Source organism: Micromonospora sp. DT31, assembly GCF_049841795.1.
Lineage (GTDB): Bacteria > Actinomycetota > Actinomycetes > Mycobacteriales > Micromonosporaceae > Micromonospora.
Genome location: NZ_JBNCKZ010000005.1, coordinates 112434 through 136569, shown reverse-complemented (window position 1 = coordinate 136569; position 24136 = coordinate 112434). Strand labels below are relative to the sequence as shown.

Below are 24136 nucleotides of genomic sequence, written 5' to 3'. Positions count from 1 at the left end.
GGGTTTTCGAGGGGGGGGTGGCCCCCCCAACCAAAAATTGCCCCCCGCGCGCCGGCCGGGGCACCGCGGGGGGGCGGCCCCCGGGCCGGGGCCCCCCCCCGACGAATCGCCTCAGCCGAGCGCGCTGACGATCTGCATGTTCCGCAGCGACGAGGGCTCCACCTGCTCCGCGATCTTGTTGCCCGCCGCGTCCACCAGGATCACCGCGTAGCCGCCGCCACTGCGGACCCGGACCACCATCGATCCGTCCGGCTGGAAGAAGACCTGCGACAGTTGGCGTCCATCCAGCGGCAGCGCCACCTCCTTCCCGGTGCGGGTGTCGAGCACGGCGTTCACGAGAAGGCCCCGCGCCGCGTCTCCGTACGTGCCACTGCGATCGATCCGGAACAGCGCGATCCGCCGGCCGTCCGGGGAGAGACTGGACAGGTCGAAGGTGACGTACCGGCTGCCCTTGGTGCCCAGGTCCGGGATCGTCCGCCGCGCCTTGCCGTTCCGGTCGGTGAGGACGATCGTGCCGTCGGAGCCGTCGGCGAACGCCAGCGTCCCGTTCGCCGCGAACACTGCGTGACAGCCGTCGAAGCTGGTCACCTTCGTGAACTTCCCGGACGAGGCGTCCAGCACACCGGTGTCCCTGTTGCCACCGGCACCGGTCAGCCGCACGACGAGCTGTTGGGAGTTCGGCAACCAGACGGGTGACCAGCACATGTCGTCGACGCCGTCCCTGAGCTTGCGCGGCCCCGAGCCGTCGAGGGCCGACACCCACACCGCACCGGTGTCGTCGACCCAGGCCGCCCGCTTCCCGTCCGGCGACGCCACGACGTTGAGCAACGCCGCCTGAACCGGGACGCTGAGCAGGCGGACCGGGTCGTCGCCCGGTCGCCAGGACTGGAGACGGACGGTGCTCGCCGAGGACGCGCCGTTCGGCACCTCGGACGGGACGTAGACCATCCGCCCGAACGTCACGTCGGCGCTTGACCCACCGGTGACGGTGTCGTCGGGCTTGTTCGACGGTGTGCTGGACGGCTCGGCGGAGGGCGTACGGGACGGCTCGGCCGGCGGGGCGGTGACGGTCACCGACGGCCCGGCCGGCGCGGGCGCCTGGCTGTTCGGCCGGATCGCCAGTGCCGTCCCGGTCGCGGCGGCCAGCACCACCAGCGCGGCGGCGGAGGTGGCCACGGCCCGCTGGATGCCGAGCCGCCGCGAGGTGCGCAGCGCCCGGTCCCGCAGGTCGACCGGGGCGACCTCCTCGGCCAGGTCGGCCAGGTCGAAACGCAGTCGGTCCTGGTTCATCGGGCGGTTCCTTTCGCGACGTACAGCTCGGCGAGCTCCGGGGCCACGCTGCGCAGCTTCGCCAGCGCCTTGGACGTCTGGCTCTTGACGGTGCCGACGGTCACGCCGAGCAGGTTGGCGGCCTCGGATTCGGTGCGGTCCTCGAAGAACCGCAGGACCAGCACGGCCCGTTGTTTGGGGGAGAGCCGGGCCAGCGCGGCCCGGAGGGTCAGCCGGAGCGAGGTCTGCTGGGCGTGGTCGGGGGCCGAGCCGCCTCCGCGCGGTTCGGGCATATCGCCCGGCATCGACTCGGCCACCCGGCGACGCCGCCACCAGGAGATCTGCAGGTGGTACATGACCTTTCGGGTGTACGCCTCCGCGTTGCCGGTCTCGTGCAGCCGGTTCCAGGCGCGGTGGGTACGGGCCAGCGCGGACTGGACGAGATCCTCGGCCAGATGCTGGTCGCCGGTGAGCAGGTAGGCGGAGCGCAGTAAGGCGGGGGTGCGAGTTCGGACGAACAAGTCGAACTCATTCAGGAGAGGGTCCACACGAGCCGGTCCTTGGGGTCAGGTGGTGCATCAGCGTGACGCCTTCCCAGACGCCACCTGCCCACGCCATGGTTGCCGTCCCCGGTCGATGTTTCTCGACAGCCCCTTCAGCAGTCGAAGACCGACCAGCAGATGTCGTTGCGCAGGCGCTGGTCGTCCAGGACCAGGTCGCGGATCTCCGCCGGGAGTTGGTCGCGCTGCCACCGGCACTCGGCCCGTCCGGCCGTCTCGCCGAGGCAGGCGGGCGCCGCCGCGCGTACCGCCTTGATCGCGTACGCGGCGGCGCCGAGTTCGTGCGCGGCGACATGGGCGACGACCGCTGCCTGACCGGCGGCGTACGCGGCGTTGCGGGCCGCGCCGCGCAGGTCCCGGGCCGCGCCCATGGCGTGCCCACCGGCCGCCCGGGCGTGCATCATCCCGACCTCGCCCCGCACCCAGGCGCGGGCGTGCTCGATCGCCTCGCGCGGACGGCTGTCGTCCGGCCGGACCGCCTCGAACAGGCCGAGGACGTGCTCGGCGCAGGTGGCGGCCCAGAGCGCCAGCAGGTGGTGGTGCTCGTCGGTGAGCGTCCCACCCCGACGGATCGTCGTGAACCGGGGATCGCGGACCTTCGGCAGGATCACGACGCGGCCTCCGGTCCGCCGCCGTGGCGCAGGTCGTGGTCGAGGGCGCTCATCAGTCGGGCGACCCGGCCGCCGCCGCCGGTCACCGGCGGGTAGCGGCGGAGCACGTCGACGAGTTCCGGTGTGGCGAGTCCTCGGGACCGGTCCAGCAGCGCCTGCCGGACGCTCTCGTCGCCACCGGCTTCCAGTTCGGCGACCCGCGCGGCGTTGGCGGCGGCCCGCAGGATGTGACCGACCTGGGTGGCCTTCGCGAGGGGGTGCAGATAGGCGGCCGCCGCCGCGTCACCGGCGGCCCGGGCGGCCAGGCGCGCGGACTCGGTGGGCGCGGACCGGGCGGCCCGGTGCGCCTCCAGGGACGCGACCCGCTGGAGTTTCGTCCGGGCGGCACCGCGCACGAACGTCCACGCCGCGTCGACAGCCGCGCGGGGGCGGCCGTCGCCGGGAACCGCCCGCTCGTAGACCGCGAGGACGTCCTCGGCGTGCCGGACCGCGTACCGCGCCACCTCGCGCAGCTCGTCCGTCGTCAGCTCGAAGTCCCCGGGCGCTGTCATGTCGCCGGCATCGTATCGGTGGCGCCGCGCCGGTACGGGCCCCAGCCGACGAACCGCTCGGAGCCGCGCACCGCGTTGACCAGGACGGTGTGCTTGCGCACCCGAAAGGCGCCATCGGCGGCGATGCGGGCGCCCACCGCCTCCCGCGTGGCCGCCTCCTGCGCTGCGGTGAGCGGCCCGATCATGCTGGCGATGTAGGCCAGGATCGGCTCCACGGCCGGAACCGCCAACTCGTCCGGGTAACGCTCGACGGTCACGTCGGAGAAGCCGGCCGCCTCGATCCGGGCGGACGTCGTCTCGGCCGTGACGTCATTCTGGTCGTAGAACCGGACGGCCAGGTCGGGGCGGCCGATGACCGTTCCGAGCGCGTTCAGCTCGGCGAGGTGGTCGCGGCCGTTCACCGCGACGGCGAGCCGCCCGCCGGGGCGCAGCACGCGGGCGAACTCGCGCAGCGCGGCATCCGGGTCGTCCAGGTGGTAGAGCATGTGGTTGGCGATCACCACGCCTGCCGTGCCGTCGCGGTACGGCAGGCGCGCGGCGTCGCATCGCAGGACCCGCGCACCCGGCACCTCGCGCAGACGCGCGCACATGGCGGGCGAGAAGTCGGTGAGGGTGAGCCGGCCCCGACGGCCGATCCGGTGCCACAGCTCACCGGTGCCGGCGCCCACCTCCAGGACCTCTCCGCTCAGGGGCAGCCGCTCGCCCAACCAGGCGAACCAGCCCTGCGGGTTGGTGCCGTGGGAGTGCAGCGCCATGCGGGCGGTCAGGTTGCCGGTCGTGCTCGCGTACTGGCTGACCGCGCGGTCGAATGGAGTGGCGCTGCCCATGTCAGAGATAGAAGCAGAACGGGTGACCCACCGGGTCGAGGAGCACCCGGACGTCGTCCTGCGGCTGGAAGTCCGGCAGCGTCGCGCCCACCGACACCGCGTATGCCACGGCCGCCTCCAGGTCGTCGACCTTGATGTCCAGGTGGACCGACATCTGCTGGTCACCGGGACCGGCGGGCCACACGGGCCGCACGTAGGCCGACTCGTCCTGGAACGCCAGCCAGTGGCCGCCCTCCGGCGGGGCGAGCACGACCCACTCGGGTTCTTCCTCGTGCCGGATCCAGCCGAGCAGCCGCTCGTAGAACGCGGCCAGGTCCTCTGCGGACGGCGCGTCCAGCACCGTGGTCGTCAGCTTCATCAGCGGTCGCTCAGCCATGCCGCATTACTACCCCATCCTTGCGGCATTGTCTGGCCCGTCCGCGCCACCTCGGCGGGGGTTGCGGCATCCGGCTGGTGTCGATACCGCCACCTCGCCGAGCTGGCGATGATCGGTCCGCACGGACACCGAAAGGGGTCGCCCGGCCGTCTGCTCGCGCCATAAGCTGCGGCAATGCTGCTGCGCATGTCGACCCTGCTGCTTCGAACCCTGCGCGAGGACCCGGCCGACGCCGAGGTGCCGAGCCACCGGCTGCTGGTCCGCGCCGGCTACGTCCGGCGGGCCGCGCCGGGCGGCTACACGTGGCTGCCGCTGGGCCGACTCGTGCTGGACCGGATCACCGAGATCGTGCGGGACGAGATGACCGCCATCGGCGACCAGGAGGTGCACTTCCCGGCGCTGCTCCCGGCCGAGCCCTACCGCACCAGCGGGCGGTGGACCGAGTATGGGGACGACATCTTCACACTCGCCGACCGCAGGGGCGCCGACCATCTGCTCGCGCCGACCCACGAGGAACTGGCCGCACTGCTGGTGAAGGACCTGTTCACGTCCTACCGGGACTTTCCGGTGACGCTGTTCCAGATCCAGACCAAGTTCCGCGACGAGGCCCGGCCCCGGGCCGGTCTGCTGCGCGGGCGCGAGTTCCTGATGAAGGACGCCTACTCGTTCGACCTGGACGACACCGGGCTCCAGGAGGCGTACGACCGGCACCGGGCCGCCTATCAGCGCGTCTTCACCCGGCTCGGGCTGGAGTTCACCACTGTCCACGCGATGTCCGGCGCGATGGGTGGGTCCGCGTCGGAGGAGTTCCTGGCCGCCACGCCGGTCGGCGAGGACACGTTCGTCGGCTGCACCGTCTGCGACTACGCGGCGAACACCGAGGCGGTGGTGACCCGGGCCCCGGCCGCCGGTGACCCGGACGCACACCCGCCCACCGAGGTGCACGACACCCCGGAGACGCCGACCATCGCGGCACTTGTCGAGCTGGCCGAGGCGCGGAAGCTGGGCGGGCGTACCGGCTGGACCGCCGCCGACACCCTGAAGAACGTGGTCCTCACCGTCCGCCGGTCCGGTGCCGAGCAGAGCGAGCCGCTGGTGATCGGGCTGCCCGGCGACCGCGAGGTGGACCTCAAGCGGGTCGAGGCGGTGCTGACCCCGGCCACAGTGGCCGTCTTCGAGGACTGGGACGCACACCCGGAGCTGGTCCGTGGCTACATCGGGCCGCAGATCCTGGCCAAGCACGGCATCCGCTACCTGGTCGATCCTCGGGTGGTGCCCGGCACCGCCTGGCTGACCGGGGCGAACGAGCCGGGGCGGCACGCCACCGCCGTGGTGTGCGGGCGCGACTTCGTACCGGACGGCACGATCGAGGCAGCCGAGGTGCGGCCCGGCGACCCCTGCCCGGCCTGCGCCGACGGTGAGCTGACGTTGCGGCGGGGCATCGAGGTGGGGCACATCTTCCAGCTCGGGCGCCGCTACACCGACGCGTTCGCGGTCGACGTGCTCGGCCCGCAGGGCAAGCCCGTCCGGCCGACCATGGGCTGCTACGGCATCGGCGTGTCCCGCGCGGTCGCCGCGGTCGCCGAGCAGCACCACGACGACCGGGGCCTGGTCTGGCCGGCCGCGGTCGCGCCGTGCGACGTACACCTGGTCGCCGCGGGGAAGGGCCCACAGCTCGACGCGGCGGTCGAGCTCGGCGGCCGACTCGCCGACGCCGGCCTGCGGGTGCTCGTCGACGACCGCGTCCACGTATCGGCGGGGGTGAAGTTCACCGACGCCGAGCTGATCGGCATCCCGCGCGCCGTCGTGGTCGGCCGTCGTCTCGCCGACGGATACGTGGAGCTGCGCGACCGGGCCACCGGCGAGCGAACGGAACTGTCGACAGAGGACGTGGTGGCACGTCTGGTCGACGAGGTGGCCGCGACGCGCCGCAACGGGGTGTAGCGATCGCACCACCGGGTACCGCAGTCGGATCGACCGAAATATTCTCGGAGGCTCTCATGTTCCGCGTCAGTGACGTGATGACCAAGCAAGTGGTCTATCTCCCGGCGGAGACCCCGTTGGACGAGGCGGCCCGCGTGATGAAGGAGTCGGACATCGGCGACGTGGTGGTGACCGACGGCGCCACGCTCGCCGGCATGCTCACCGACCGCGACATCGTGGTTCGGGCGGTGGCGGAACGAGCCGACCCTGGCACCACCACGATCGGTTCGATCATCACCCGCGAGGTCGTCATGATCGAGCAGCACTGCACCGCGAACGAGGCGGCCGCGCTGATGCGCGAACGCAACATCCGCCGGGTGCTCGTCTGCGACACCGAGCGCAAGCTGGTCGGCATCATCTCCCTCGGCGACCTGGCCATGCAGCTCGATCCCCAGTCGGCGCTGAGCGACATCAGCGAGGCCGCCCCGAACGTGTGAGAGGTGGGTCCCGCTCGACGCCTCCGGCGGAGGGTGGGCCCGCCCGACACCCCCGCACGGGCGCGGACGGCGGCGGATAGCCTCGATCCATGCCCGAGATGCCGACCAAGCTGGCCGAGATCGTCGACGAGTTCGCCGGCGCCCCGCGCGACGTGGTGCTGGAGATGCTGCTGGAGTTCGCCGACGTGATCCCACCCCTGCCCGAAGGCGTGAACCGGGAGGAGTTGGAGCAGGTCCCGGAGTGCCAGACCGCCTTCTTCCTGGGCGCCGAGGTGAACGCGGACAAGACCGTCAGCACCGTCTTCGACTGCCCGCCCGAGGCACCCACCACCCGGGCGTTCGCCGGCATCCTCGCCGAAGGTCTGGCCGGGGCGAGCGCCGAGCAGGTGCTTGCCGTACCGGACGACCTCTACCAGCGGATGGGGCTGGCCCAGGCGATCAGCCCGCTTCGGGTACGCGGCGGCACCGCCATCCTGGCCCGCCTCAAGCGCCAGGTCCGGGAACAGATCTCCTGACCGACGGGTTGTCGCTGGTCATGGAGATCGAGATCTACGCCGACGTCGTCTGCCCCTGGTGCTGGATCGGCAAGCGCCGCCTGGAACAGGCCCTTGAGTCGTACGACGGCGAGGTGACGGTGCACCACCGGCCGTTCCAGCTCGACCCGACGCCGATCACCGAACCGAAGCCGCTGCTCGACGCGCTCGGCGACAAGTTCGGCGGTCGCGACAAGGCCGAGGGCATGGCCGCCCACGTCACCGGGATCGCCGCGGGTGCCGGCCTCGACCTGCGGTTCGACCAGGCGGTGGCCGCGAACACGTTCGACGCGCACCGCCTGGTGCGCTTCGCCACCGAGCAGGGTCGCGGGGCCGAACTGGTCGAGCGGCTCTACCGGGCGCACTTCCACGACGGCGTCGACGTGGGTTCACCCGACGCGCTGGTGACGTTGGCCGGCGAGGTCGGTCTGGACGAGACCGAGGCCCGGCGCTACCTGGAGTCGAACCTGGGCCGCCGCGAGGTGGCCGCCGACCTGGCTGCCGCCCACCAGCTCGGCGTCTCCAGCGTCCCGACGTTCGTACTGGCTGGGAAGTACGCGGTCACCGGCGCCCAGGAGCCGGAGACGCTGCTCGCCGCGCTCCGCGAGGTCGCGCAGCGCGAGGCGGCGGCCTGATGTTTCACGTGGAACAAGATCGATGCCGGTGAGGCCCTAGGCCGGCTTGGCCAGGCCGTCCACGACCTCTGCCCCGGGCAGCGCCCCGAGCGCCGGCCCGGGCAGGGCGATCTTGCTGTGCCGGACGCCGGATCCGATGATCACGTGTGGCGTGGCGATCACCCGGGAGTCGACCAGGATCGGCCAGTCCTCCGGCAGGCCGATCGGCGTGATCCCGCCGTACTCCATGCCACTCAGCTCCACCGCCTCGGCCATCGGCGCGAAGCTCGCCTTACGGACGTCGAGCAGCCGCCGCACCACGCCGTTCACGTCGGCGCGCGTGGTGGCGAGCACGACACACGCCGCGTACCGGATCTCGCCGCCACGCTTGCCGGCCACCACCACGCAGTTGGCCGACTCCGCCAACTCCACCTCGTACGCCGCGCAGAAGGCCGCGGTGTCGGCCAGTTCGGCGTCGATCGGGGCGACAAGGACGTCGTCCACGTCCACCGGGGCCTCGTCCGGCCACGCCTGCACCGCCGCGGCGACCGGAGGGGCGAGCAGGTCGGGCCGGGACCGGACCGGCTCGGTCTTCAGCGTTCCCATCACGCCGCGATCCTCGCACCTGGTTGGGCAACCCGCTCGGCGATGCCTGTTAAGCAGGGTCCCTTCCTCTACCGCAGGCGTTAACAGGGGGCCCTTCCTTACACCTTCTCGGGGAGGTGGCGGCGGGTCAGCTCCTCGGGGCGGTTGGCCCGGGCGTCCTCGATGCCGTGCCGGACACCGACCCGGATCACGCCGTAGAGGAAGACGAAGCCGAAGACGTAGAAAACCGTGATAGCGACGAAGGCCAGCATGCGGCCACGGTAGGTCGACCCGGAACCGACCCGGTCTCACTTTTCGCCGGTTCCCCCGTACGTGTCCGCCAGGTAGTCGGCCCAGGTCCGGTTCCCGGTGGGGGTGGCGGTCGTGGTGAGAGCGCCCGCCCGCAGTTCCCGGCCGAGCCGCCCGGGCACCCGGATCGGCACGAGCGGCCGGCGGGACCGACGGGCGGCGAGCCAGGTGCGGGCCGCCTCGTCGAAGCGGAGCACCTGCGGTCCGCCGAAGTCCTCGACCCGCTGGGACGGCCCGGCGAGCAGCAGCACCGCCAAGCGCTCGGCCACCTCACCCGGGTCCACCGGCTGGGCGAGCACCGCCCGGTCCCCGACCACCGGGCCGAGGCGGCCGGCACCGGCGAGCAGCTCGTCCAGGAACTCGGGGAACTGGGTGGCCCGCAGCACGCTCCACGGCACCGGGCCGGCGGCGACCACCTGCTCGGCCGCAAGCTTGTGCCGGTAGTAGCTCAGCGGCACCCGGTCGACGCCGACGATCGAGACGTTGACCAGGTGACGAACCCCGGCGTGGCCGGCGGCCACCACCAGGCGGCGGGTGCCGAGCACGTCGACCTGGTGGGTACGCCGATTCGGCGACGAGGCCAGGTGCAGCACGGCGTCCACCCCGTCGACCGCCTCGGCCAGCCCTTGACCGGTGGCGAGGTCCCCGGCGCGCCACTGCACCGGGTCCCCGGTGCGGGGCCGGCGGCTGAGCGCCCGGACGGTGAAGCCCTCGTCCCGCAGTCGGGGCACCACCACCCGTCCGAGTCGCCCGGTCGCCCCGGTCACCAGCACCCGCATCGTCACTCCCCCCGTCGGTCCGGCCCGTCCGAACAGCACCGGCCGGTTCCGGCCCCACCCGACAGCACCCGCCGGTTCCGGCCCCACCCTGGACAACACCGGCCGGTTCCGGCCCCACCCGACAGCACCCGCCGGTTTCAGGCCCCACCCGGACAGCACCGGCCGCTTCCGGCCCTCGGACAACAGGACGGGCGAGCGACGCGGATCGTGACCGCCGGAAACCGGCCCGGTCAGCCGGCCGGGCGGGGCACCACCCGCCCGGCGAGCAGCAGGCCCAGCAGACCGCAGCCGGCGGCGATGGTCAGCGTAACCACGTAGCTGACCGGTCCGGGCGACGAACCGGCGGCCAACACCGCACCGGTGAGCGCCAGAACGGTTGCGGCGGCCAGCGAGTCGCCCAGTTGCAACGCCGAACTGTTGCGGCCCTGTTCGGCCGGCGCGGAGTGCTCCAGGGTCAGCGCCGACAACGTCGGATAGAGCAGTCCCATGCCGAGGCCCGCCACGGCCCAGGCGAACACCGCCGGCAGCACCGGCAGCCCGGGCACCAGGGCGGACGCCACGCCCGCCGTACCGACGGTGATGCAGGCCAGCCCGGCTCGGGGAAGGCTGGCGACCGACCGGGGTGAGTGGACCCGGCCCTGGACCCACGAGCCCAACGACCAGGACAGTGCCCCGACGGTCAACACCAGGCCGGCGCGGGTAGGCGTGAAACCCCGCTCGCGGGAGAGCATCAGCGGGATCACCACCTCCGCGGCGACGAACGCCGCCGAGGCGAGCCCGCGCAACCCGATCACCGTCGGCAGGCCGCGCGCCGCGCGCAGGAAACCGGCCGGCAGCAGGTGCGGTACGCAGGTGAGCAGCCCGGCCAGGGCCACCCCGATCAGGCCGGCGGCGAGCAGGCCGCGTTGCTGCCCCCCGTAGTGCAGCAGCGCGGCGCTCGCCCCGGCCCCGCAGGCCCACCCGATCCGGGCCAGCGCGCCGGCCGGCGGGCGGGTCGGCACGGTGGCCGCCAGGGCCGTCAACCCGGGTTGGATCAGCAGCGCCGCCGGAACCGCGACCGCCGGCACCGCCAGGAACACCCACCGCCAGCCCAGGTGTTCCACGATCAGACCGGCCAGCGCCGGTCCCACGAGCGACGGCACCACCCACGCCGCGGCGAACGCGGCGAAGATCCGCCGCCGCAGCTCCTGCGGGTACGCCTGGCCGACGATCACGTAGAGCGCCACGGAGAGCAGGCCGGAGCCGAACCCCTGCACCACCCGCCCGACGACGAGCACCTCCATGGTCGGTGCGGCGCCGGCGACCAGCACACCGGCCACGAACCAGGCCACGCCGTGCCACATGACCGCCCGTGGTCCGCGTGCGTCGCACCAGATGCCCGAGGCGATCATCGCCACCACACCTGTGGCGAACGGGCCGCCGAAGGCCAGCGCGTACAGGCCGAGCCCGTCCAGGCTCCGCGCCACCGTCGGCATGGCGGTGCCCACCGCCAACGCCTCGAACGCCAGCAGGGACACCAGGGCGACGCTGCCCACGGTCATCGCCCGCAGCCGCGGCGACCACAGGCTGGCGGGGGTGGCCTCCGGCGCGGTGGGGGTGCTGGTCTTCATGGGTCCAGCTTCCGACCTCACCCCCGGTTGAGGTCAACCGTGGTCCGTCCCGCCCGGTGAGCCCGCCGCCGGAAACTTCCGCTGTCCCGGTGGCATAACGGACGCCGCGCCGGGAAGTCGGGCCGCCGGGACGAGACCGGGAGGCGAGATGGGGTACGGCTGCGACGACTTCCACCGACTGACCGGCCCTACCGCTCGATGACCTCGCTGGGGCGGTTCGCCGGTCTCCTGCTGGCCCCGGCGGCCGTACCGGGGGTCGCCGCGCGTGCGGTGCGTACCGTCGGGTCCGCACTGCCCACCGACGCCGTGCCGGCCCGGGTCACCGAGGTGGCGGGGAACGTCGGCACGGCCGCCGCCCGGCTGGCCCGCCTCACCGGGCTGACCAGCCGACGGGTGTGGTCACAGGACGGCCGGCACCACATCGAGGTGCACGGCGTGTGCCAGGACGGCGGTGACCGGCTGGCCCGGCAGGTCGAGGTGGCGCTGGAGGGGATGCCCGGGGTGGCCTGGGCGCGGGTCAACGCGCCGTCCGGCCGGGTGGTGGTGGCCACGACGCAGCCGCCGCCGAAGCTGCGCGACCTGATCGCCACGGTCGCCCGCGTCGAGCGGACCAGCGCGTACGAGCCGGACCCGGAGATCGAGCCACCGCAGCCGCCGGAGGACGGCCCGCGTACCGCCCGTACGTTCGGGGCGCTGCTGTCCGACGCGCTCGGGTTGGGCATCTCCGCGGCCACCCGGGTCCTGCCGCTCACCCCCGTGCCCGCCGAGGTCGCCGGCCTGCTCGGCGCGATCGACCTGCATCCGAAGCTGCACGCGCTGGCCGGCCTGGGCATCCGCGCCGACCCTCGCGCCGAGGTGCTGTTCCCACTGGCCGAGGCCGTGGTGCAGGGCCTCACCGGTGGTTGGGCGGGCATCGTGCTGGACGGCGCCCAGCGGGTCGTGCAGTGGGGTGAGGGCGCTGCCCAGCTGGCCGCGTGGCGACGGGCCGAGCCGCACCTGACCGGCGACCCGCAGCGGGCCGTCGCCCGGGTGCCCGACGGGGAGCGGCCCTGCCCGGTCCCGGACGGGCAACCGGAGCGCTACGCCAAGGTGGTGCTCCCGGCCGGCGCGCTGGCCGGCGCGGCGGCGTGGCCGGTGCTGGGGCGGAAGCGGGCCGCCGCGCTGGCGCTCTCCGCGCTGCCCAAGGCTCCCGGTAGCGGCCGTGAGGGCTACGGCGCCCAACTCGGCCGGATGCTCGCCCGGCGTGGCGTGATCGCGATGGACCGCGCGGTGCTGCGGGAACTGGACCGGATCGACACGGTGGTGCTGGACGCGGCGGTGCTCGGCTCGAAGCGGGGTGTGCTCGTCGACGTGGCGCCGTTCGCCGGCACGGACGCCGGTCAGGTCGCCGCGCGGGCGTTCGCCCTGTTCAACCCGGCCGACCCGGACGCGGTACGCGCCGCCGGCGGCTGGCGGATCGGTCCACTGGACCGGCTGCGCGCCGACGAACCGGGGGACACCCCCGACGGCGGTCGGCTCCGTGCCGACGGCGGGCGGCTGCTCGGGCTGGCCGAGGGCGGCCGGCTCGCCGCCGTACTGCGGGTCGAGCCGGAACCGGCACCCGGCGTGGACGCGCTGGTGTCCGCGGCCCACCAGGCCGGCCTGCGGCTCGTGGTCGCCGGTGACGACGACGGCCGGTACGACTTCGCGGACCTGCTCGTGCCGGGCGGTTCCCGGTTCGCCGCCGCCGTGCGTGACCTGCAACGCGACGGCGCGACGGTGATGGTGGTCTCCGGCGACCGGTCGGCGCTCGCCGCGTCCGACTGCGGTCTCGGCGTGTACGGCCCGGACGACCTGCCGCCGTGGGGCGCGCACCTGCTGGTCGGCGACGACCTGCGGGTACCCGCCCTGCTCGTCGACGCGGCCGGGGTGGCGCGCCGGATGACCGCGCAGAACATCCGGGTCGCCATGGCCGGCAGCGGTCTCGGCGCGCTCAGCGCGTTCACCGCCGACCCGCGGCGGTTGCCCCGCCCGAGCCTGGCGGCGGTGAACGGGGCGGCGGCGGTCGCGTTCGCGCACGGCGTGTTCCGGGCGAGCCGGCTGCCGGACCGCACCGGCGCCCCGCTGCCCGCACTCACCGCGTGGCATCTGATGCCGGTGGAGACGGTCCTCGACCAGCTCGGCACCGCCCGGTCCGGGTTGACCGAGGAGGAGGCGCTCCGGCGTCGGCGCGGCGCGGTAGGCGACGGGCACGGGCCGGCCGGGTTGCTGCGGGCGTTCGTCGACGAGTTGTCGAACCCGCTCACCCCGGTGCTGGCGGCCGGTGCGGTGCTGTCCGCCGCGTTCGGTTCGCTCGTCGACGCGGCCCTCGTCGGTGGCGTGGTCGGCGGCTCCGCGCTTGTCGGCGCGGTGCACCAGCGCAACACCGAGCGGTCCCTGGCCGAGTTGCTGTCCCGCTCGGCGGTCACCGCCCGGGTGCTGCGTGACGGCGTCGAACGGGTGGTGCCCGCCGAGGAACTGGTACGCGGTGACGTGGTCAGCATCGGCTCGGGTGACGCCGTACCGGCCGACTGCCGGGTACTGACCAGCGACGGCCTGGAGGCCGACGAGTCCTCGCTGACAGGTGAGTCGCTACCGGTGGCGAAGGGCAGCGACCCGGTTGTCGCCGCGGCGGTCGCCGAGCGGCATTCGATGCTCTTCGAGGGCACCACCGTCGCCGCGGGGCACGGTACCGCCGTGGTGGTGGCCACCGGCGCGGAGACCGAGGCCGGGCGCAGTCTCGCCCTGGCCCGGCAGGCGCCGCCGGTGAGCGGGGTGGAGGCGCGGCTGGGCACGTTGACCCGCAGCGCCGTGCCGCTGGCGGCCGGCTCGGCGATCGCGGTGGCCGGGGCGGGGCTGCTTCGGGGCGTACCGCTTGCCGAAACGGCGGCGACCGCCGCGAACCTGGCCGTGGCGTCGGTGCCGGAAGGGCTGCCGTTCCTGGTCAGTGCCGCGCAGCTGGCGGCGGCGCGGCGGCTGGCCGAGCACGGCGCGCTGGTCCGCAACCCCCGCACCATCGAGGCGTTGGGCCGGGTCGACGTGCTCTGCTTCGACAAGACCGGCACGCTGACCGAGGGCCGGTTGCGGTTGGCCGGGGTCGGTGCGGGCGACGACCGGTACGCCCCCGTGGACCGCCTCGACGGGCCGCTGCGGTCGACGCTTGCCGCGGCGCTGCGGGCCACTCCGGCGGCGGCCGACCCGGACGAGTTGCCGCAGCACACCGACCGGGCGGTACGCCACGGGGCGATCACCGCCGGGGTGGTCGAGGAGGCCGGCGCGGCGGGGTGGACCGCGACCGGTGGGGTGCCGTTCGAGCCGTCCCGGGGTTACAGCGCCACGGTCGGGCGCACCGGCGACGGGCTGCTGCTCAGCGTGAAGGGCGCACCGGAGTCGGTGCTGCCGCGGTGCACGTCTCGGCGTACCGCCGCGGGTGACCGGCCGTTGGACGGGGCCGGACGGGACGAGGTGCAGGCCATGTTGGCCGGGCGGGCCGGCGCCGGGCATCGCATCCTCGCTGTGGCCGAGTGCCGGGTGTCCGCCGGGTCGGTCACCGACGAGCAGGTCCGCGGGCTGGTCTTCGTGGGTTTCCTGACCCTCGCCGACGGGGTGCGGGACAGCGCCGGACCGGCGGTGAAGCGGATCCGCGCGGCCGGTGTGCACACCGTCATGATCACCGGCGATCATCCGGCGACCGCGGAGGCGATCGCCGCCACGATCAGCCCGGACGACGGCGGGCAGCGGGTGGTGACCGCCACCGACCTGGACCGGCTGGACGACACCGCGCTCGCCGAACGCCTGATGGCCACCGACGTGGTCGCGCGGTGCACGCCCGCGCACAAGGTACGGATCATCCAGGCGTTGCAGCGTCAGGGCCGGACCGTGGCGATGACCGGGGACGGCGCCAACGACGCCCCGGCGATCCGCCTCGCCGACGTGGGTATCGCGCTCGGCCAGCGGGGCACGCCTGCTGCCCGCGCCGCCGCCGACCTGGTGGTCACCGACGACCGGCTGGAAACGATCATCGCCACGCTCGTCGAGGGGCGGGCCATGTGGTCGTCGGTACGCCACGCGCTGAGCATCCTGGTCGGCGGCAACCTCGGTGAGATCGCGTTCAGCGTGCTCACCGCCGCCTCGACCGGCCGGTCCGCCCTGAACGGCCGGCAACTGCTGCTTGTCAACCTGCTCACCGACCTGGCGCCGGCGTTGGCCGTGGCGGTGCGCCCACCCGCCCACGACGGCGCCGACGACCTGCTGCGGGAGGGCCCGGACTCCTCACTCGGCACGACCATGACCCGGGAGATCGGGTTGCGCGCGGCGTCCACCACGCTTGGCGCGACCGCGGGTTGGACGGTGGCCCGGTGGACCGGCACCCGCCGCCGGGCCAGCACCGTCGCGTTGGCCTCGCTGATCGGCACCCAACTCGGGCAGACGGTGCTGGCCGGCGGCACCAGCCCCACCGTGCTGGCCGCCACCGCCGCGTCGGTGGGTGTGCTGGTCGTGGTGGTGCAGACCCCCGGGGTCAGCCACTTCTTCGGCTGCACCCCGCTGGGGCCGGTGGGCTGGACCATCGCCGCCGGGTCGGCGCTCGGCGCGACGTTCGCCAACGGCGCGCTCAGCAAACTGGTGGACCGGCTGCCGCAGCCCGGTTCGCATGGGCGTTCCGATCAGGGGTACGGCGAAGGGCATGACGCCTGAGGTGACGTTCGTCGGTACGGCGACCACGGTGCTGCGGATCGGCGGTTTCACCCTGCTCACCGATCCGAACTTCCTGCACCGGGGGCAGCGGGCGTACCTGGGTCGAGGGCTGTGGTCCAAGCGCGGCACGGACCCGGCGCTGACCATCGCGGAGCTGCCCCCGCTGGACGCGGTGATCCTGTCCCACCTGCACGGGGACCACTTCGACCGGGTGGCCCGGCGCGAACTGGACCAGGCGTTGCCGATCCTCACCACACCCCAGGCGGAACGGAAGCTGCGCCGCTGGGGGTTCGGGGCGGCGCAGGGGTTGCCCACCTGGCGCGCGTACGAGCAGCACCGGGGCGACGAGACGCTGCGGGTGACCGCGTTGCCCGGCCAGCACGGTCCCGGCCTGCTGGACCGGGCGTTGCCCGACGTGATGGGCAGCCTGATCGACCTGGAGCGGGGTGGACAGCGGCGCTTCCGCCTCTACGTCACCGGGGACACGCTGCGCCGGCCGCAGCTCGCCGAGATCCCGGCCCGGTTCCCGGACATCGACGCCATGCTCATCCACCTGGGCGGCACCCGGATCGCCGGCATCCTGCTCACCATGGACGCCCGGCAGGGCGCCGACGTGGTGGAGCTGATCCGGCCGCGGCTCACCGTGCCGATCCACTACGACGACTACCCGGTGTTCCGGTCCCCGCTGCGGCACTTCGTCGAGGAGGCCCGGCGGCGCGGCTTCGCCGGCCAGGTCCGCACCGTCCTCCGTGGTGAGACGGTGCCGCTGGTCCCCTGACCGACCGGCGAGGTCACTGCCAGGTGGCCGCGGCCCGGCGCAGCCGGTCGTTCACCGCACGCCCCACCCCGACGTCGGGCACCGGCTCGGCGACGATCTCGGTCACCCTGGCGGCGTCCAGCCGGTGCAGCGCGTCGAAGAGACGCGCGGCCGCCGCCGTCACGTCGCCTTCCGGCGACAGCACCTCCACCGCCGCCCAGTCGCCGTCCGCCGGTGCTTCCCGGAAGGCCAGGAACCCCCGCCGGCCGCCGTCGTGCGCGTCCGCCGTGCCCAGCCGCAACGGGGTACGCGGGGCGTAGTGCGCGGCGAGTGTCCCGGGTGCGACGGGCTGACCGGAGCTGCCCTGGCGTACGTCGACCGGGCCGACCGCCTCGACCAGCGCCTCGATGGGCAGCGCGCCCAGCCGCAGCACCACCGGCCGTGCACCTCGGGCGTCCACGATCGTCGACTCGATGCCGCAACGGGTGGGTCCGCCGTCGAGCACCACGTCCACGGCGCCGCCCAGCCCGGCCACCACGTGTTCGGCCCGGGTCGGGCTGAGCTGGCCGAACCGGTTGGCGCTCGGCGCGGCCACCGGCACCCCCGCTGCGGCGATCAACGCGCGGGCGGCCGGCTCGTCCGGGACCCGGACCGCCATGGTGTCCAGGCCGGAGGTGACGATCGGCGGGATCACCGCGGGCCGGTTCACGATCAGGGTGAGCGGGCCGGGCCAGAACCGCTGCGCCAGGGCGGCCACCGCCGGGGGAACCTCGCCCACCAACGCGGGCAGGTCGGCGGCGTCGGCCAGGTGGCTGATCAGCGGGTCGAAGCTGGGCCGGGCCTTCGCCTCGAAGATCCGCGCCGCGGCCCGTGCGTCGAGGGCGTTCGCGCCCAGCCCGTACACCGTCTCGGTGGGGAAGGCGACCAGCCCGCCGGCGCGCAGCACGGCGGCGGCCTCGGCGATGCCGCGCTGGGCCGACAGGACGCGCGGGGATCCGGTGCTCACTCCCCGACGCTAGCCTGCCGGACCCGCCGCCCCACCAGGGCCCTGCCGGCGCGGCCTCACGGTCCCGCCGCCCCACCCGGGGCCTGCCGGCGTGGCCTCACGGTCCCGCCGGCCCGGCCCGGCCCGGTCTCACCGCCCGTGCCGCCCAGCCGCCACAGCCATGCCCCGGCCTGGGCCCGTCGGTCCGCCGGTTTCGTGGCACGGCGCACCCACAGCGCTGCGGCGTTGGCGAGAGCGGGCGTGTCGTGGACAGGGCGCGTGTTCGCTCACGAGCGATATGCCTCTCGGGCATATTTATGCCTGAGAGGCATATGCCAGACAGGACCACGGCCCGGCACCCGCCTGTTGGCCTGGCACCCGCCCCTGGCCCGGCACCCGCCCCTGGCCCGACATCGGCACGTGGCAGCGGCACGTGGCAGCGGCACGTGGCAGCAGCAGCGGCAGCGGCGTGAACCCTGCGCGAGCAGCGCGGTCAGGATGCGGAGTCCCGGCGAGGGGAAATCAGTCCCGGGTGCCGGAGTCGGGGGCCGCGTCGGGGAGCGTGGGCGCGTCGGTCGGGTAGAGGCCGGCGGCGAAGCCGTACACCTGGTCTCCGGCGCGGGGGATCTGCGCGAACCGGCGGGCCAGGGCCTGCACCTGCGCCCAGAACTCCCGGACGTCCTCGATCGGGATGCGGGCATGCACGAGCGTGCACCGCAGCTCGTCGGCGGCGTGCGCGGCGGCCGCCTCCGCGGCGGCCTCCGCGAGCCCGTTGATCCCCGCGGCCACCTGCTTGTCCTCCGGGCGGGCGAGCGCGCCGACGTAGAAGGTGCGGGCCACCCGGCCGTAGAACCGTTCCTCGATGGCGCGGACCCGACGGGTCCGCACCACCCGCAGCAGGCCGGCGTCGACCAGCTGGTTCACGTGGTACGCCACGCTGCTCTTCGGCCGGTCGACCGCGCGGGCCAGCTCGTTCACCGTGGCGGCCCGCTCCAGCAGCAGCTCCAGGAGCGTGCCGCGCAGCGGGTCGGCGAGCGCCCGCAACTGCTCGGGGGCGGTGACCACGAGCAGATCATCGAGGTCGTAGTCAGGGACCCCACGATTGACCGACATTTCTCGACCGTTCTAAGATTCTGGTTCGTTCGATAACTCTGGTTCGACAACCATGGAGTGTAGAGATGGCCGAGATCCTCTTCTTCCACCACGTCCAAGGGCTCACCGACGGGGTACGCGCCTTCGCCGACTCCCTCGCCGCCGACGGACACACGGTGCACGTGCCCGACCTCTTCGAGGGCGAGCGGCCGGCCAGCATCGATGACGGGATCGCGCTGATCAAGCGGATCGGCTCCGACACGCTTGAGCGCAGCGCCGACCGGATCGCCGCCGGCCTACCCGCCGACCTCGTCTACGCAGGCATCTCCTGGGGTGGATCCATCGCCCAGCGACTCGCCCAGACCCGGCCCGGCGCCCGCGCCGCCCTGCTCTACGAGGCCTGCCTTCCCGTCACCGGCGAGTGGGCGATCGGACCCTGGCCCGACGGCGTGGCCGTCCAGGTGCACGGCATGGAGCGGGACCCGTTCTTCGGGCTGGAAGGCGACATCGACGCCGCCCGCGAACTGGTTTCCATCGTCGGTCCCGAGCGCGGCGAACTGTTCGTCTACCCCGGCGACGGGCACCTGTTCACCGACGCCTCGCTGCCGTCGTACGACGCGGAGGCGACCGCGCTGGTGGTGGGCCGCAGCCGCGACCTTCTCGGCCGGCTCGGCTAGGCCAAGGTCAACCGGAGACGCGGGTTCCTCCCGGCGGCCGATGGCCTGTGACCTGCTGAACTCAGCGGTCGTCGCCACTGCCACTCAGCACACCACGGTCCTGGCGGCTGGCCAGCTTTGCCAGGTTGGCCATCGCGATGTCGTCGAGCGACAGATCGAGATAGTCGGCCAGCACCGCCACGTACCAGACCACGTCACCGAGCTCCTTGGCGATGTCGGCCCGGTCGATCCGCGACTCGTCGCTGTCGAGGTCGCGAACCCACTTCTTGAACTTCTCGGCGATCTCACCCGACTCGCCGACCAGCCCGAGCACCAGGTGAAGCAGTTCGTTCGTCTTGTCACGCGGAGCGGCGGTACGCAGGGCGCCGCGCTGATACTCGTCCAGGTCCATGGCGAACCAGTGTGGTCGACGCTCAGTACCGGGCGCCCTGCGCCACCTGGAGATCGACGGCTGCGCGGTCGTGAAGGAAGCCGCGACGGACGTGATCGCGCTACAGCAGGCGCTCGGCCGGCCTGAGCCGTGGCGCGATCCGGCCTTCCCGGACCAGGTGCTGGCACTGCAGCGCAAGCGGCAGCGCAACGCCGACGCGTACGCCCGCGACGTGCTCTTCTACGACCGGTCTCCGGTCTGCACGCTGGCCCTGTGCCTCGATCTGAGCCTGGCGGCACCGCCTGCGCTATTCGACGAGGTCGCACGCATGACCACGGAACACCGGTACGAACGGACCGTCTTCTTCATTCGCAACCAGGGATTCGTCGAGGCCACCGCCGCTCGCCGCATCGGATTCGAGGAGTCACTCGTCTTCGAGCGGGTCCACGAACTGACCTACCGCGAGGCGGGGTTCGTGCTCGTCGACGTGCCGGCGGCTTCGCTCCCGGCCCGTGTGGCAGCGACAAGGCGGGCCGCCAGTCGGGCACTACCGTGGCCGAAGTGAACAACGATGCGCGCATCGTCGGGGTGGTGGCCCACGATCCGGCCTGGCCGGAGCAATTCACGGTCGAACAACGGCTGTTGGCGGCTGCGCTGCCCCGGCGCGGAGCATCGAACACGTCCTCTGCCAGCATTCCCGGGTTGACGGCCAAACCGGTCATCGAAACTTGGCGAAGTGTGGGGGCCGGCGGAGAGCATCGACCTGAGCCCGGTCCTTGATCGCACGCGGTCCAGCGGACGGATCGCGGGCTGGAGTTCGTGCCGCCCGCTGCCACTGGCGAACCTGCGGTACGGGCGTCGGAGTCGCAGCGGGTGCGCCGGGCTGCCTCAGACTTTCCCTGCCGCAGCGGACAAGGGAGCGGGGACTACCCCCCGTCCTCGTTGAGGGCGTCGCGCACCGCGGCGAGGGCCGTCATCAGCTCCGCTTGCTGCGACGGGGTGAGGTTGCGGGTGGTGCGGCGTTCGAGCTCGTGCCAAGCGGCCCGGGCGCGGGGTACGGCGCCCTGTCCCTTCCTGGTGAGCCGGACGATCATGGCGCGCTTGTCCGAAGGGGAAGGGGTGCGTGCGACGAGTCCGCCACGCTCCATCGCCTGGAGGGTCGCGGTGACGGTGGAGCGGTCACGGCCCATGTAGTGGACCAGTTCGGTCTGCGGCACCGGGCCGTGTGCGTCGAGGTAGAGCAGCACGATCTCGTGCGGAGACGCGACGCCCGCTTCGTTCAGCAGTTCGGTGCCCACTCGCGCGTGGGCCCGGACGACCTGCAACAGCAGCGACCCGACCGGCGCGCCCTCGATGCTGGTGCCGACGTGCCGGGGCGGCGGCGATCCGTCCTTGGTGCGGTTTTCCGCCGGGCTCGTCATGGTGCCAGGATAGCGATACTGTTGGCATGCCAGCAACATTGGTACGATGTTGGCATGCCAGCAATCAGTTCGGACTCGGGCGGGATCGACCGTGCCCTCCTGGGCCTGATGGGGGTGCTGCTGGCCGGCGCATCTGTCGCGCTGCTGGACACGACGATCGTCGCCGTCGCGATCGCGGATCTGACGCAGGCGTTCAACACGACGGTGCGGGCGGCTCAGTGGACCACGACGGCTTATCTGCTCGCGATGGCCGCGGCCATTCCGATGATGGGCTGGCTGATCGACCGATGGGGTGCCCGAGGGGTCTGGCTGGTGACGCTGTGGCTGTTCCTGGCCGGCTCGATCCTGTGCGGACTCGCGTGGTCGATCGAGAGTCTGATCGCCTTCCGGATCGTTCAGGGCCTTAGCGGCGGCCTCATCCTGCCGCTGGTGCAGGCGATGCTCGCCCGTGCCGCAGGCCCTCGCCGGATGGGCCGGGCCATGGGGCTAATCGGCATTCCCGGCCAGCTCGCCCCGATCCTCGGTCCCGTGCTGGGCGGGATCATCCTGGGCTCGCTCGGCTGGCGATGGATCTTCCTGGTGAACGTGCCACTGTGCCTACTCGCCCTCGCACTGGCCCACCGCCACCTGCACCCGTCGGATGCGCAGCAGCAGACCGGGCTGGACTGGACCGGCGCGCTGCTGATGGTCCCGGCGACGGTGGCGGTCCTGGCCGGCCTGTCCCTCATCGGTGACCCGTCGGCAGTTCCGATCGTACTGCTGGCCGCAGGCCTGGTCCTGCTCGCCGGGTTCGTGCTGCACGCCGGACGCCGCGGCAACCGGGCGCTGCTCGATCTGCGGCTGTTCCGCTGTCGGTCGTTCTCGGTCGCAACCGTGATGATGTTCCTCTCCGGCGTGTGCCTCTACGGCCCGATGTTGCTCCTGCCGCTGTTCTACCAGCAGGCCCGCGGCCTTCCGGTGGCAGATGTCGGCTGGCTGCTGGCACCGCAGGGCCTCGGGCTCATGGCCGGACTGTGGATCGCAGGACGCTACGCCGACCGGGCCGGCCCACGGATCGTCGCCCTCACCGGCACCGTGCTGGCGGGCGCAGGGCTCGGAGTGTTCGTCTTCGCAGGCGGCGCGTCGCTGGTCGTGCTGTCGGCAGGAATCGTGGCGCTCGGGGCCGGGCTCGGCGGCATCGGCGTGGCCGTCTCCGCGAGCAGCTACCGCGACGTCGAGCCCGCGTCGATCCCGCGGGCCACCAGCCTGCTCAACGTTGTCCAGCGCATCGGCGCCTCGTTCGGCACCGTCGTCGTCGCGCTCATCCTCCACCGGCAACTCGCCACCCTCGATGAGCCCGGAAGCGGCGACGGGATCGACGCGGCGTTCGCGCACACCTTCGCCTGGACGCTGGGCTTCCTCGGCGTCGCCCTCGTCATCGTGCTGCTCCTACCCGCAGGACCACCCCCCAACGTCGACAGACGCCCGACATCCAGAAACGAGGACCACGACATGAGAGCCGTCATCGCCGACCATCCCGGCGCACCCGACGTGTTGAAGCCGATCACGCTGCCCGATCCAGAGCCCGGTCCCGACCAGGTACGGGTCGCCGTCGAGGTCGCCGCGATCACCTTCATCGACACGCTGATCCGCTCGGGCAGCCCCGTCGCACCGCCCGCGACGTTCCCCGTCGTGCTCGGCAACGGGGTCGGCGGGCTCATCGACCGGGTGGGGCCCGACGTGGACCCGGCGTGGATCGGCGCCCGCGTCGTCACCACCACCGGAGGCACCGGCGGATACGCCAGCCTCGCGTTGGCCCGCACCGCCGACCTGCACCGCGTCCCCGAACCGCTCGGCCTCCCCGAAGCGACCGCGCTGCTCGCCGACGGACGCACCGCCGTGGGCCTGCATCACGCCGCCGACATCCAGCCCGGCGAGACCGTCGTCGTGACCGCCGCAGCAGGCGGCGTGGGCAGCATCCTCGTCCAGCTCGCGAAAGCCTCCGGCGCGCACGTCATCGCCCTCGCCGGGAGCACCGGAAAGCTCGACCACGCCCGTACCCTCGGCGCTGATTCCGCCGTCAGCTACCGCGACCACGACTGGACCACCCGCCTGGGTGCCGCGGCCCCGGACGGAGTGGACGTCGTCTTCGACGGGATCGGCGCCGACACCACCACAGCCCTGTTCGCGCTCGTCCGCCCCGGCGGACGCTACGTGCAGCACGGCGCCGCGGGCGGGAGTTGGGGCACGATCGACCCCACCACAGCCGCCGACAAGGACATCAGGGTGATCCCTCTCGCCGCGATCGGCGCCAACCCCGACGAGTTGTTCTCGTTCACCGCTCACGCCCTCGACCTCGCCGCCCGGGGAAGCATTCGGCCGACCATCGGTCAGACGCTCTCCCTCGACGACGCCGCCGCAGCTCATGCCGCGATCGGGTCCCGCACCACGATCGGGAAGACGCTCCTGCTGCCATGACACAGTCACCAGACCGTCGAATGCGCCTCGGCGTGGTCATCGCCAGCACCCGAGAAGGCCGATTCGGTCCGACCGTCGCACGGTGGTTCGCTGAACAGGTCGAGACGGTCGACGCTTTCGACCTCGACACCATCGACCTTGCCCAGATCGAAGTGCCTGCCCAGCCGTTCACAAGCCACGAACATGCCGTCGATCTTCGAGCACGAATCGCTGCCGCCGATGCGGTCGTCATCGTCACACCGGAGTACAACCACAGCTTCCCCGGAACGCTCAAGAACGCGATCGACCTGGCCCGCGAGGAGTGGTTCGCCAAGCCCATCGCCTTCGTCTCCTACGGCGGTCTGTCCGGTGGCCTCCGTGCCGTCGAGCACCTGCGACTCATCTTCGCAGAGCTGCACGCCGTCACGATCAGGGAGACGGTGAGCTTCCACAACGCTCACGGTTCGTTCGACGCGGAAGGCCAACCGCTCGACGGACACGGCAGCCAGGAAGCGGCAGCGAAGATGCTGCATCAACTGTCGTGGTGGGCGAGGGCGCTTCTCCTGGCCCGCACGACCGAGCCGTACCCGGCTTGACGACGAACCACCGGCTGAGCCGAGAATGCCCCCGGCATCAACGTG

25 protein-coding genes are annotated in these 24136 nt (G+C 73.0%); 11 read left to right on the top strand and 14 right to left on the bottom strand.

Going from position 1 to position 24136, the window contains the following annotated elements; all coding sequences use genetic code 11:
• Nucleotides 1-111 precede the first annotated feature (111 nt).
• From ACLQ2X_RS10960 to ACLQ2X_RS10935, 6 genes are all read right to left on the bottom strand, one after another.
• Nucleotides 112-1290: a hypothetical protein gene (locus ACLQ2X_RS10960; RefSeq protein ID WP_425680869.1), complete on the bottom strand. Its 1179-nt coding sequence runs from the start codon at nucleotides 1288-1290 to the stop codon at nucleotides 112-114.
• Complete coding sequence (locus tag ACLQ2X_RS10955) at nucleotides 1287-1817, bottom strand: SigE family RNA polymerase sigma factor (RefSeq protein ID WP_425680868.1); 531 nt, start codon at nucleotides 1815-1817, stop codon at nucleotides 1287-1289. Before ACLQ2X_RS10955 ends, ACLQ2X_RS10960 begins: the two co-directional genes overlap by 4 nt.
• A gap of 107 nt (nucleotides 1818-1924) precedes the next feature.
• Nucleotides 1925-2440: a putative immunity protein gene (locus ACLQ2X_RS10950; protein ID WP_425680867.1), complete on the bottom strand. Its 516-nt coding sequence runs from the start codon at nucleotides 2438-2440 to the stop codon at nucleotides 1925-1927.
• On the bottom strand, nucleotides 2437-2991 hold the full coding sequence (locus tag ACLQ2X_RS10945) for a putative immunity protein (RefSeq protein ID WP_425680866.1): 555 nt from the start codon (nucleotides 2989-2991) through the stop codon (nucleotides 2437-2439). Before ACLQ2X_RS10945 ends, ACLQ2X_RS10950 begins: the two co-directional genes overlap by 4 nt.
• Complete coding sequence (locus tag ACLQ2X_RS10940; protein ID WP_425680865.1) at nucleotides 2988-3818, bottom strand: class I SAM-dependent methyltransferase; 831 nt, start codon at nucleotides 3816-3818, stop codon at nucleotides 2988-2990. The genes ACLQ2X_RS10945 and ACLQ2X_RS10940 overlap by 4 nt, the downstream gene beginning before the upstream one ends.
• A 1-nt stretch (nucleotide 3819) precedes the next feature.
• Nucleotides 3820-4194 (bottom strand): VOC family protein, encoded by a 375-nt coding sequence (locus ACLQ2X_RS10935; RefSeq protein WP_354866400.1) that lies wholly within the window; start codon nucleotides 4192-4194, stop codon nucleotides 3820-3822.
• 174 nt (nucleotides 4195-4368) lie between these two features.
• Here ACLQ2X_RS10935 and ACLQ2X_RS10930 point away from each other — a divergent pair, with 174 nt between their 5' ends.
• The 4 genes from ACLQ2X_RS10930 to ACLQ2X_RS10915 all read left to right on the top strand — a co-directional run bounded on the left by ACLQ2X_RS10930 (nucleotide 4369) and on the right by ACLQ2X_RS10915 (nucleotide 7782).
• Nucleotides 4369-6138, top strand: a complete 1770-nt coding sequence (locus ACLQ2X_RS10930; RefSeq protein WP_425680864.1) for a proline--tRNA ligase — start codon at nucleotides 4369-4371, stop codon at nucleotides 6136-6138.
• Nucleotides 6139-6194: 56 nt separating this feature from the next.
• On the top strand, nucleotides 6195-6614 hold the full coding sequence (locus ACLQ2X_RS10925; RefSeq protein WP_425680863.1) for a CBS domain-containing protein: 420 nt from the start codon (nucleotides 6195-6197) through the stop codon (nucleotides 6612-6614).
• An 89-nt stretch (nucleotides 6615-6703) separates the two neighbouring features.
• Nucleotides 6704-7129, top strand: a complete 426-nt coding sequence (locus tag ACLQ2X_RS10920; RefSeq protein ID WP_425680862.1) for a SufE family protein — start codon at nucleotides 6704-6706, stop codon at nucleotides 7127-7129.
• A 20-nt stretch (nucleotides 7130-7149) separates the two neighbouring features.
• Nucleotides 7150-7782 carry a DsbA family oxidoreductase gene (locus ACLQ2X_RS10915; RefSeq protein WP_425680861.1) on the top strand — a complete coding sequence of 211 codons (633 nt, stop codon included), beginning with the start codon at nucleotides 7150-7152 and terminating at the stop codon, nucleotides 7780-7782.
• A gap of 36 nt (nucleotides 7783-7818) precedes the next feature.
• Here the strand turns inward: ACLQ2X_RS10915 and ACLQ2X_RS10910 are convergent, their stop codons facing one another.
• From ACLQ2X_RS10910 to ACLQ2X_RS10895, 4 genes are all read right to left on the bottom strand, one after another.
• Nucleotides 7819-8367, bottom strand: coding sequence for a YbaK/EbsC family protein (locus ACLQ2X_RS10910; RefSeq protein WP_425681080.1), 549 nt, complete (start codon nucleotides 8365-8367; stop codon nucleotides 7819-7821).
• A 98-nt stretch (nucleotides 8368-8465) separates the two neighbouring features.
• The gene (locus ACLQ2X_RS10905; protein WP_425680860.1) at nucleotides 8466-8618 is read right to left on the bottom strand and encodes a hypothetical protein; all 153 of its coding nucleotides are present in this window, start codon (nucleotides 8616-8618) and stop codon (nucleotides 8466-8468) included.
• Nucleotides 8619-8654: 36 nt separating this feature from the next.
• The gene (locus ACLQ2X_RS10900; RefSeq protein ID WP_425680859.1) at nucleotides 8655-9434 is read right to left on the bottom strand and encodes an SDR family oxidoreductase; all 780 of its coding nucleotides are present in this window, start codon (nucleotides 9432-9434) and stop codon (nucleotides 8655-8657) included.
• Between the two features lie 230 nt (nucleotides 9435-9664).
• Nucleotides 9665-11044 carry an MFS transporter gene (locus ACLQ2X_RS10895; protein WP_425680858.1) on the bottom strand — a complete coding sequence of 460 codons (1380 nt, stop codon included), beginning with the start codon at nucleotides 11042-11044 and terminating at the stop codon, nucleotides 9665-9667.
• Between the two features lie 198 nt (nucleotides 11045-11242).
• Here ACLQ2X_RS10895 and ACLQ2X_RS10890 point away from each other — a divergent pair, with 198 nt between their 5' ends.
• Both ACLQ2X_RS10890 and ACLQ2X_RS10885 read left to right on the top strand, forming a co-directional pair.
• Nucleotides 11243-15757, top strand: coding sequence for an HAD-IC family P-type ATPase (locus ACLQ2X_RS10890; protein ID WP_425680857.1), 4515 nt, complete (start codon nucleotides 11243-11245; stop codon nucleotides 15755-15757).
• Nucleotides 15747-16535, top strand: coding sequence for an MBL fold metallo-hydrolase (locus tag ACLQ2X_RS10885; RefSeq protein ID WP_425680856.1), 789 nt, complete (start codon nucleotides 15747-15749; stop codon nucleotides 16533-16535). Before ACLQ2X_RS10890 ends, ACLQ2X_RS10885 begins: the two co-directional genes overlap by 11 nt.
• A 13-nt stretch (nucleotides 16536-16548) precedes the next feature.
• Here the strand turns inward: ACLQ2X_RS10885 and ACLQ2X_RS10880 are convergent, their stop codons facing one another.
• Complete coding sequence (locus tag ACLQ2X_RS10880; protein WP_425681079.1) at nucleotides 16549-17496, bottom strand: L-threonylcarbamoyladenylate synthase; 948 nt, start codon at nucleotides 17494-17496, stop codon at nucleotides 16549-16551.
• 525 nt (nucleotides 17497-18021) lie between these two features.
• Nucleotides 18022-18612, bottom strand: a complete 591-nt coding sequence (locus ACLQ2X_RS10875) for a helix-turn-helix domain-containing protein (protein WP_425680855.1) — start codon at nucleotides 18610-18612, stop codon at nucleotides 18022-18024.
• 17 nt (nucleotides 18613-18629) lie between these two features.
• Here ACLQ2X_RS10875 and ACLQ2X_RS10870 point away from each other — a divergent pair, with 17 nt between their 5' ends.
• On the top strand, nucleotides 18630-19268 hold the full coding sequence (locus tag ACLQ2X_RS10870; RefSeq protein ID WP_425681078.1) for a dienelactone hydrolase family protein: 639 nt from the start codon (nucleotides 18630-18632) through the stop codon (nucleotides 19266-19268).
• Nucleotides 19269-19329: 61 nt separating this feature from the next.
• Here ACLQ2X_RS10870 and ACLQ2X_RS10865 read toward each other — a convergent pair whose 3' ends face one another.
• Complete coding sequence (locus ACLQ2X_RS10865; RefSeq protein ID WP_425680854.1) at nucleotides 19330-19659, bottom strand: nucleoside triphosphate pyrophosphohydrolase family protein; 330 nt, start codon at nucleotides 19657-19659, stop codon at nucleotides 19330-19332.
• Here ACLQ2X_RS10865 and ACLQ2X_RS10860 point away from each other — a divergent pair.
• Both ACLQ2X_RS10860 and ACLQ2X_RS10855 read left to right on the top strand, forming a co-directional pair.
• Nucleotides 19658-20203, top strand: a complete 546-nt coding sequence (locus ACLQ2X_RS10860) for an AAA family ATPase (RefSeq protein ID WP_425680853.1) — start codon at nucleotides 19658-19660, stop codon at nucleotides 20201-20203. The two genes, ACLQ2X_RS10865 and ACLQ2X_RS10860, sit on opposite strands and share 2 nt — an antisense overlap.
• Complete coding sequence (locus tag ACLQ2X_RS10855) at nucleotides 20200-20418, top strand: GrpB family protein (RefSeq protein ID WP_425680852.1); 219 nt, start codon at nucleotides 20200-20202, stop codon at nucleotides 20416-20418. The genes ACLQ2X_RS10860 and ACLQ2X_RS10855 overlap by 4 nt, the downstream gene beginning before the upstream one ends.
• 146 nt (nucleotides 20419-20564) lie before the next feature.
• On the opposite strand, the gene ACLQ2X_RS10850 is transcribed toward ACLQ2X_RS10855, so the two are convergent.
• The gene (locus ACLQ2X_RS10850) at nucleotides 20565-21059 is read right to left on the bottom strand and encodes a MarR family winged helix-turn-helix transcriptional regulator (RefSeq protein WP_425680851.1); all 495 of its coding nucleotides are present in this window, start codon (nucleotides 21057-21059) and stop codon (nucleotides 20565-20567) included.
• Between ACLQ2X_RS10850 and ACLQ2X_RS10845 the strand changes: the two genes are divergently transcribed.
• Together ACLQ2X_RS10845 and ACLQ2X_RS10840 are read left to right on the top strand one after the other, a co-directional pair.
• Nucleotides 21006-23516: a DHA2 family efflux MFS transporter permease subunit gene (locus ACLQ2X_RS10845; protein ID WP_425680850.1), complete on the top strand. Its 2511-nt coding sequence runs from the start codon at nucleotides 21006-21008 to the stop codon at nucleotides 23514-23516. The two genes, ACLQ2X_RS10850 and ACLQ2X_RS10845, sit on opposite strands and share 54 nt — an antisense overlap.
• Nucleotides 23517-23536: 20 nt before the next feature.
• On the top strand, nucleotides 23537-24091 hold the full coding sequence (locus ACLQ2X_RS10840) for an NADPH-dependent FMN reductase (RefSeq protein ID WP_425680849.1): 555 nt from the start codon (nucleotides 23537-23539) through the stop codon (nucleotides 24089-24091).
• Nucleotides 24092-24136 lie beyond the last annotated feature (45 nt).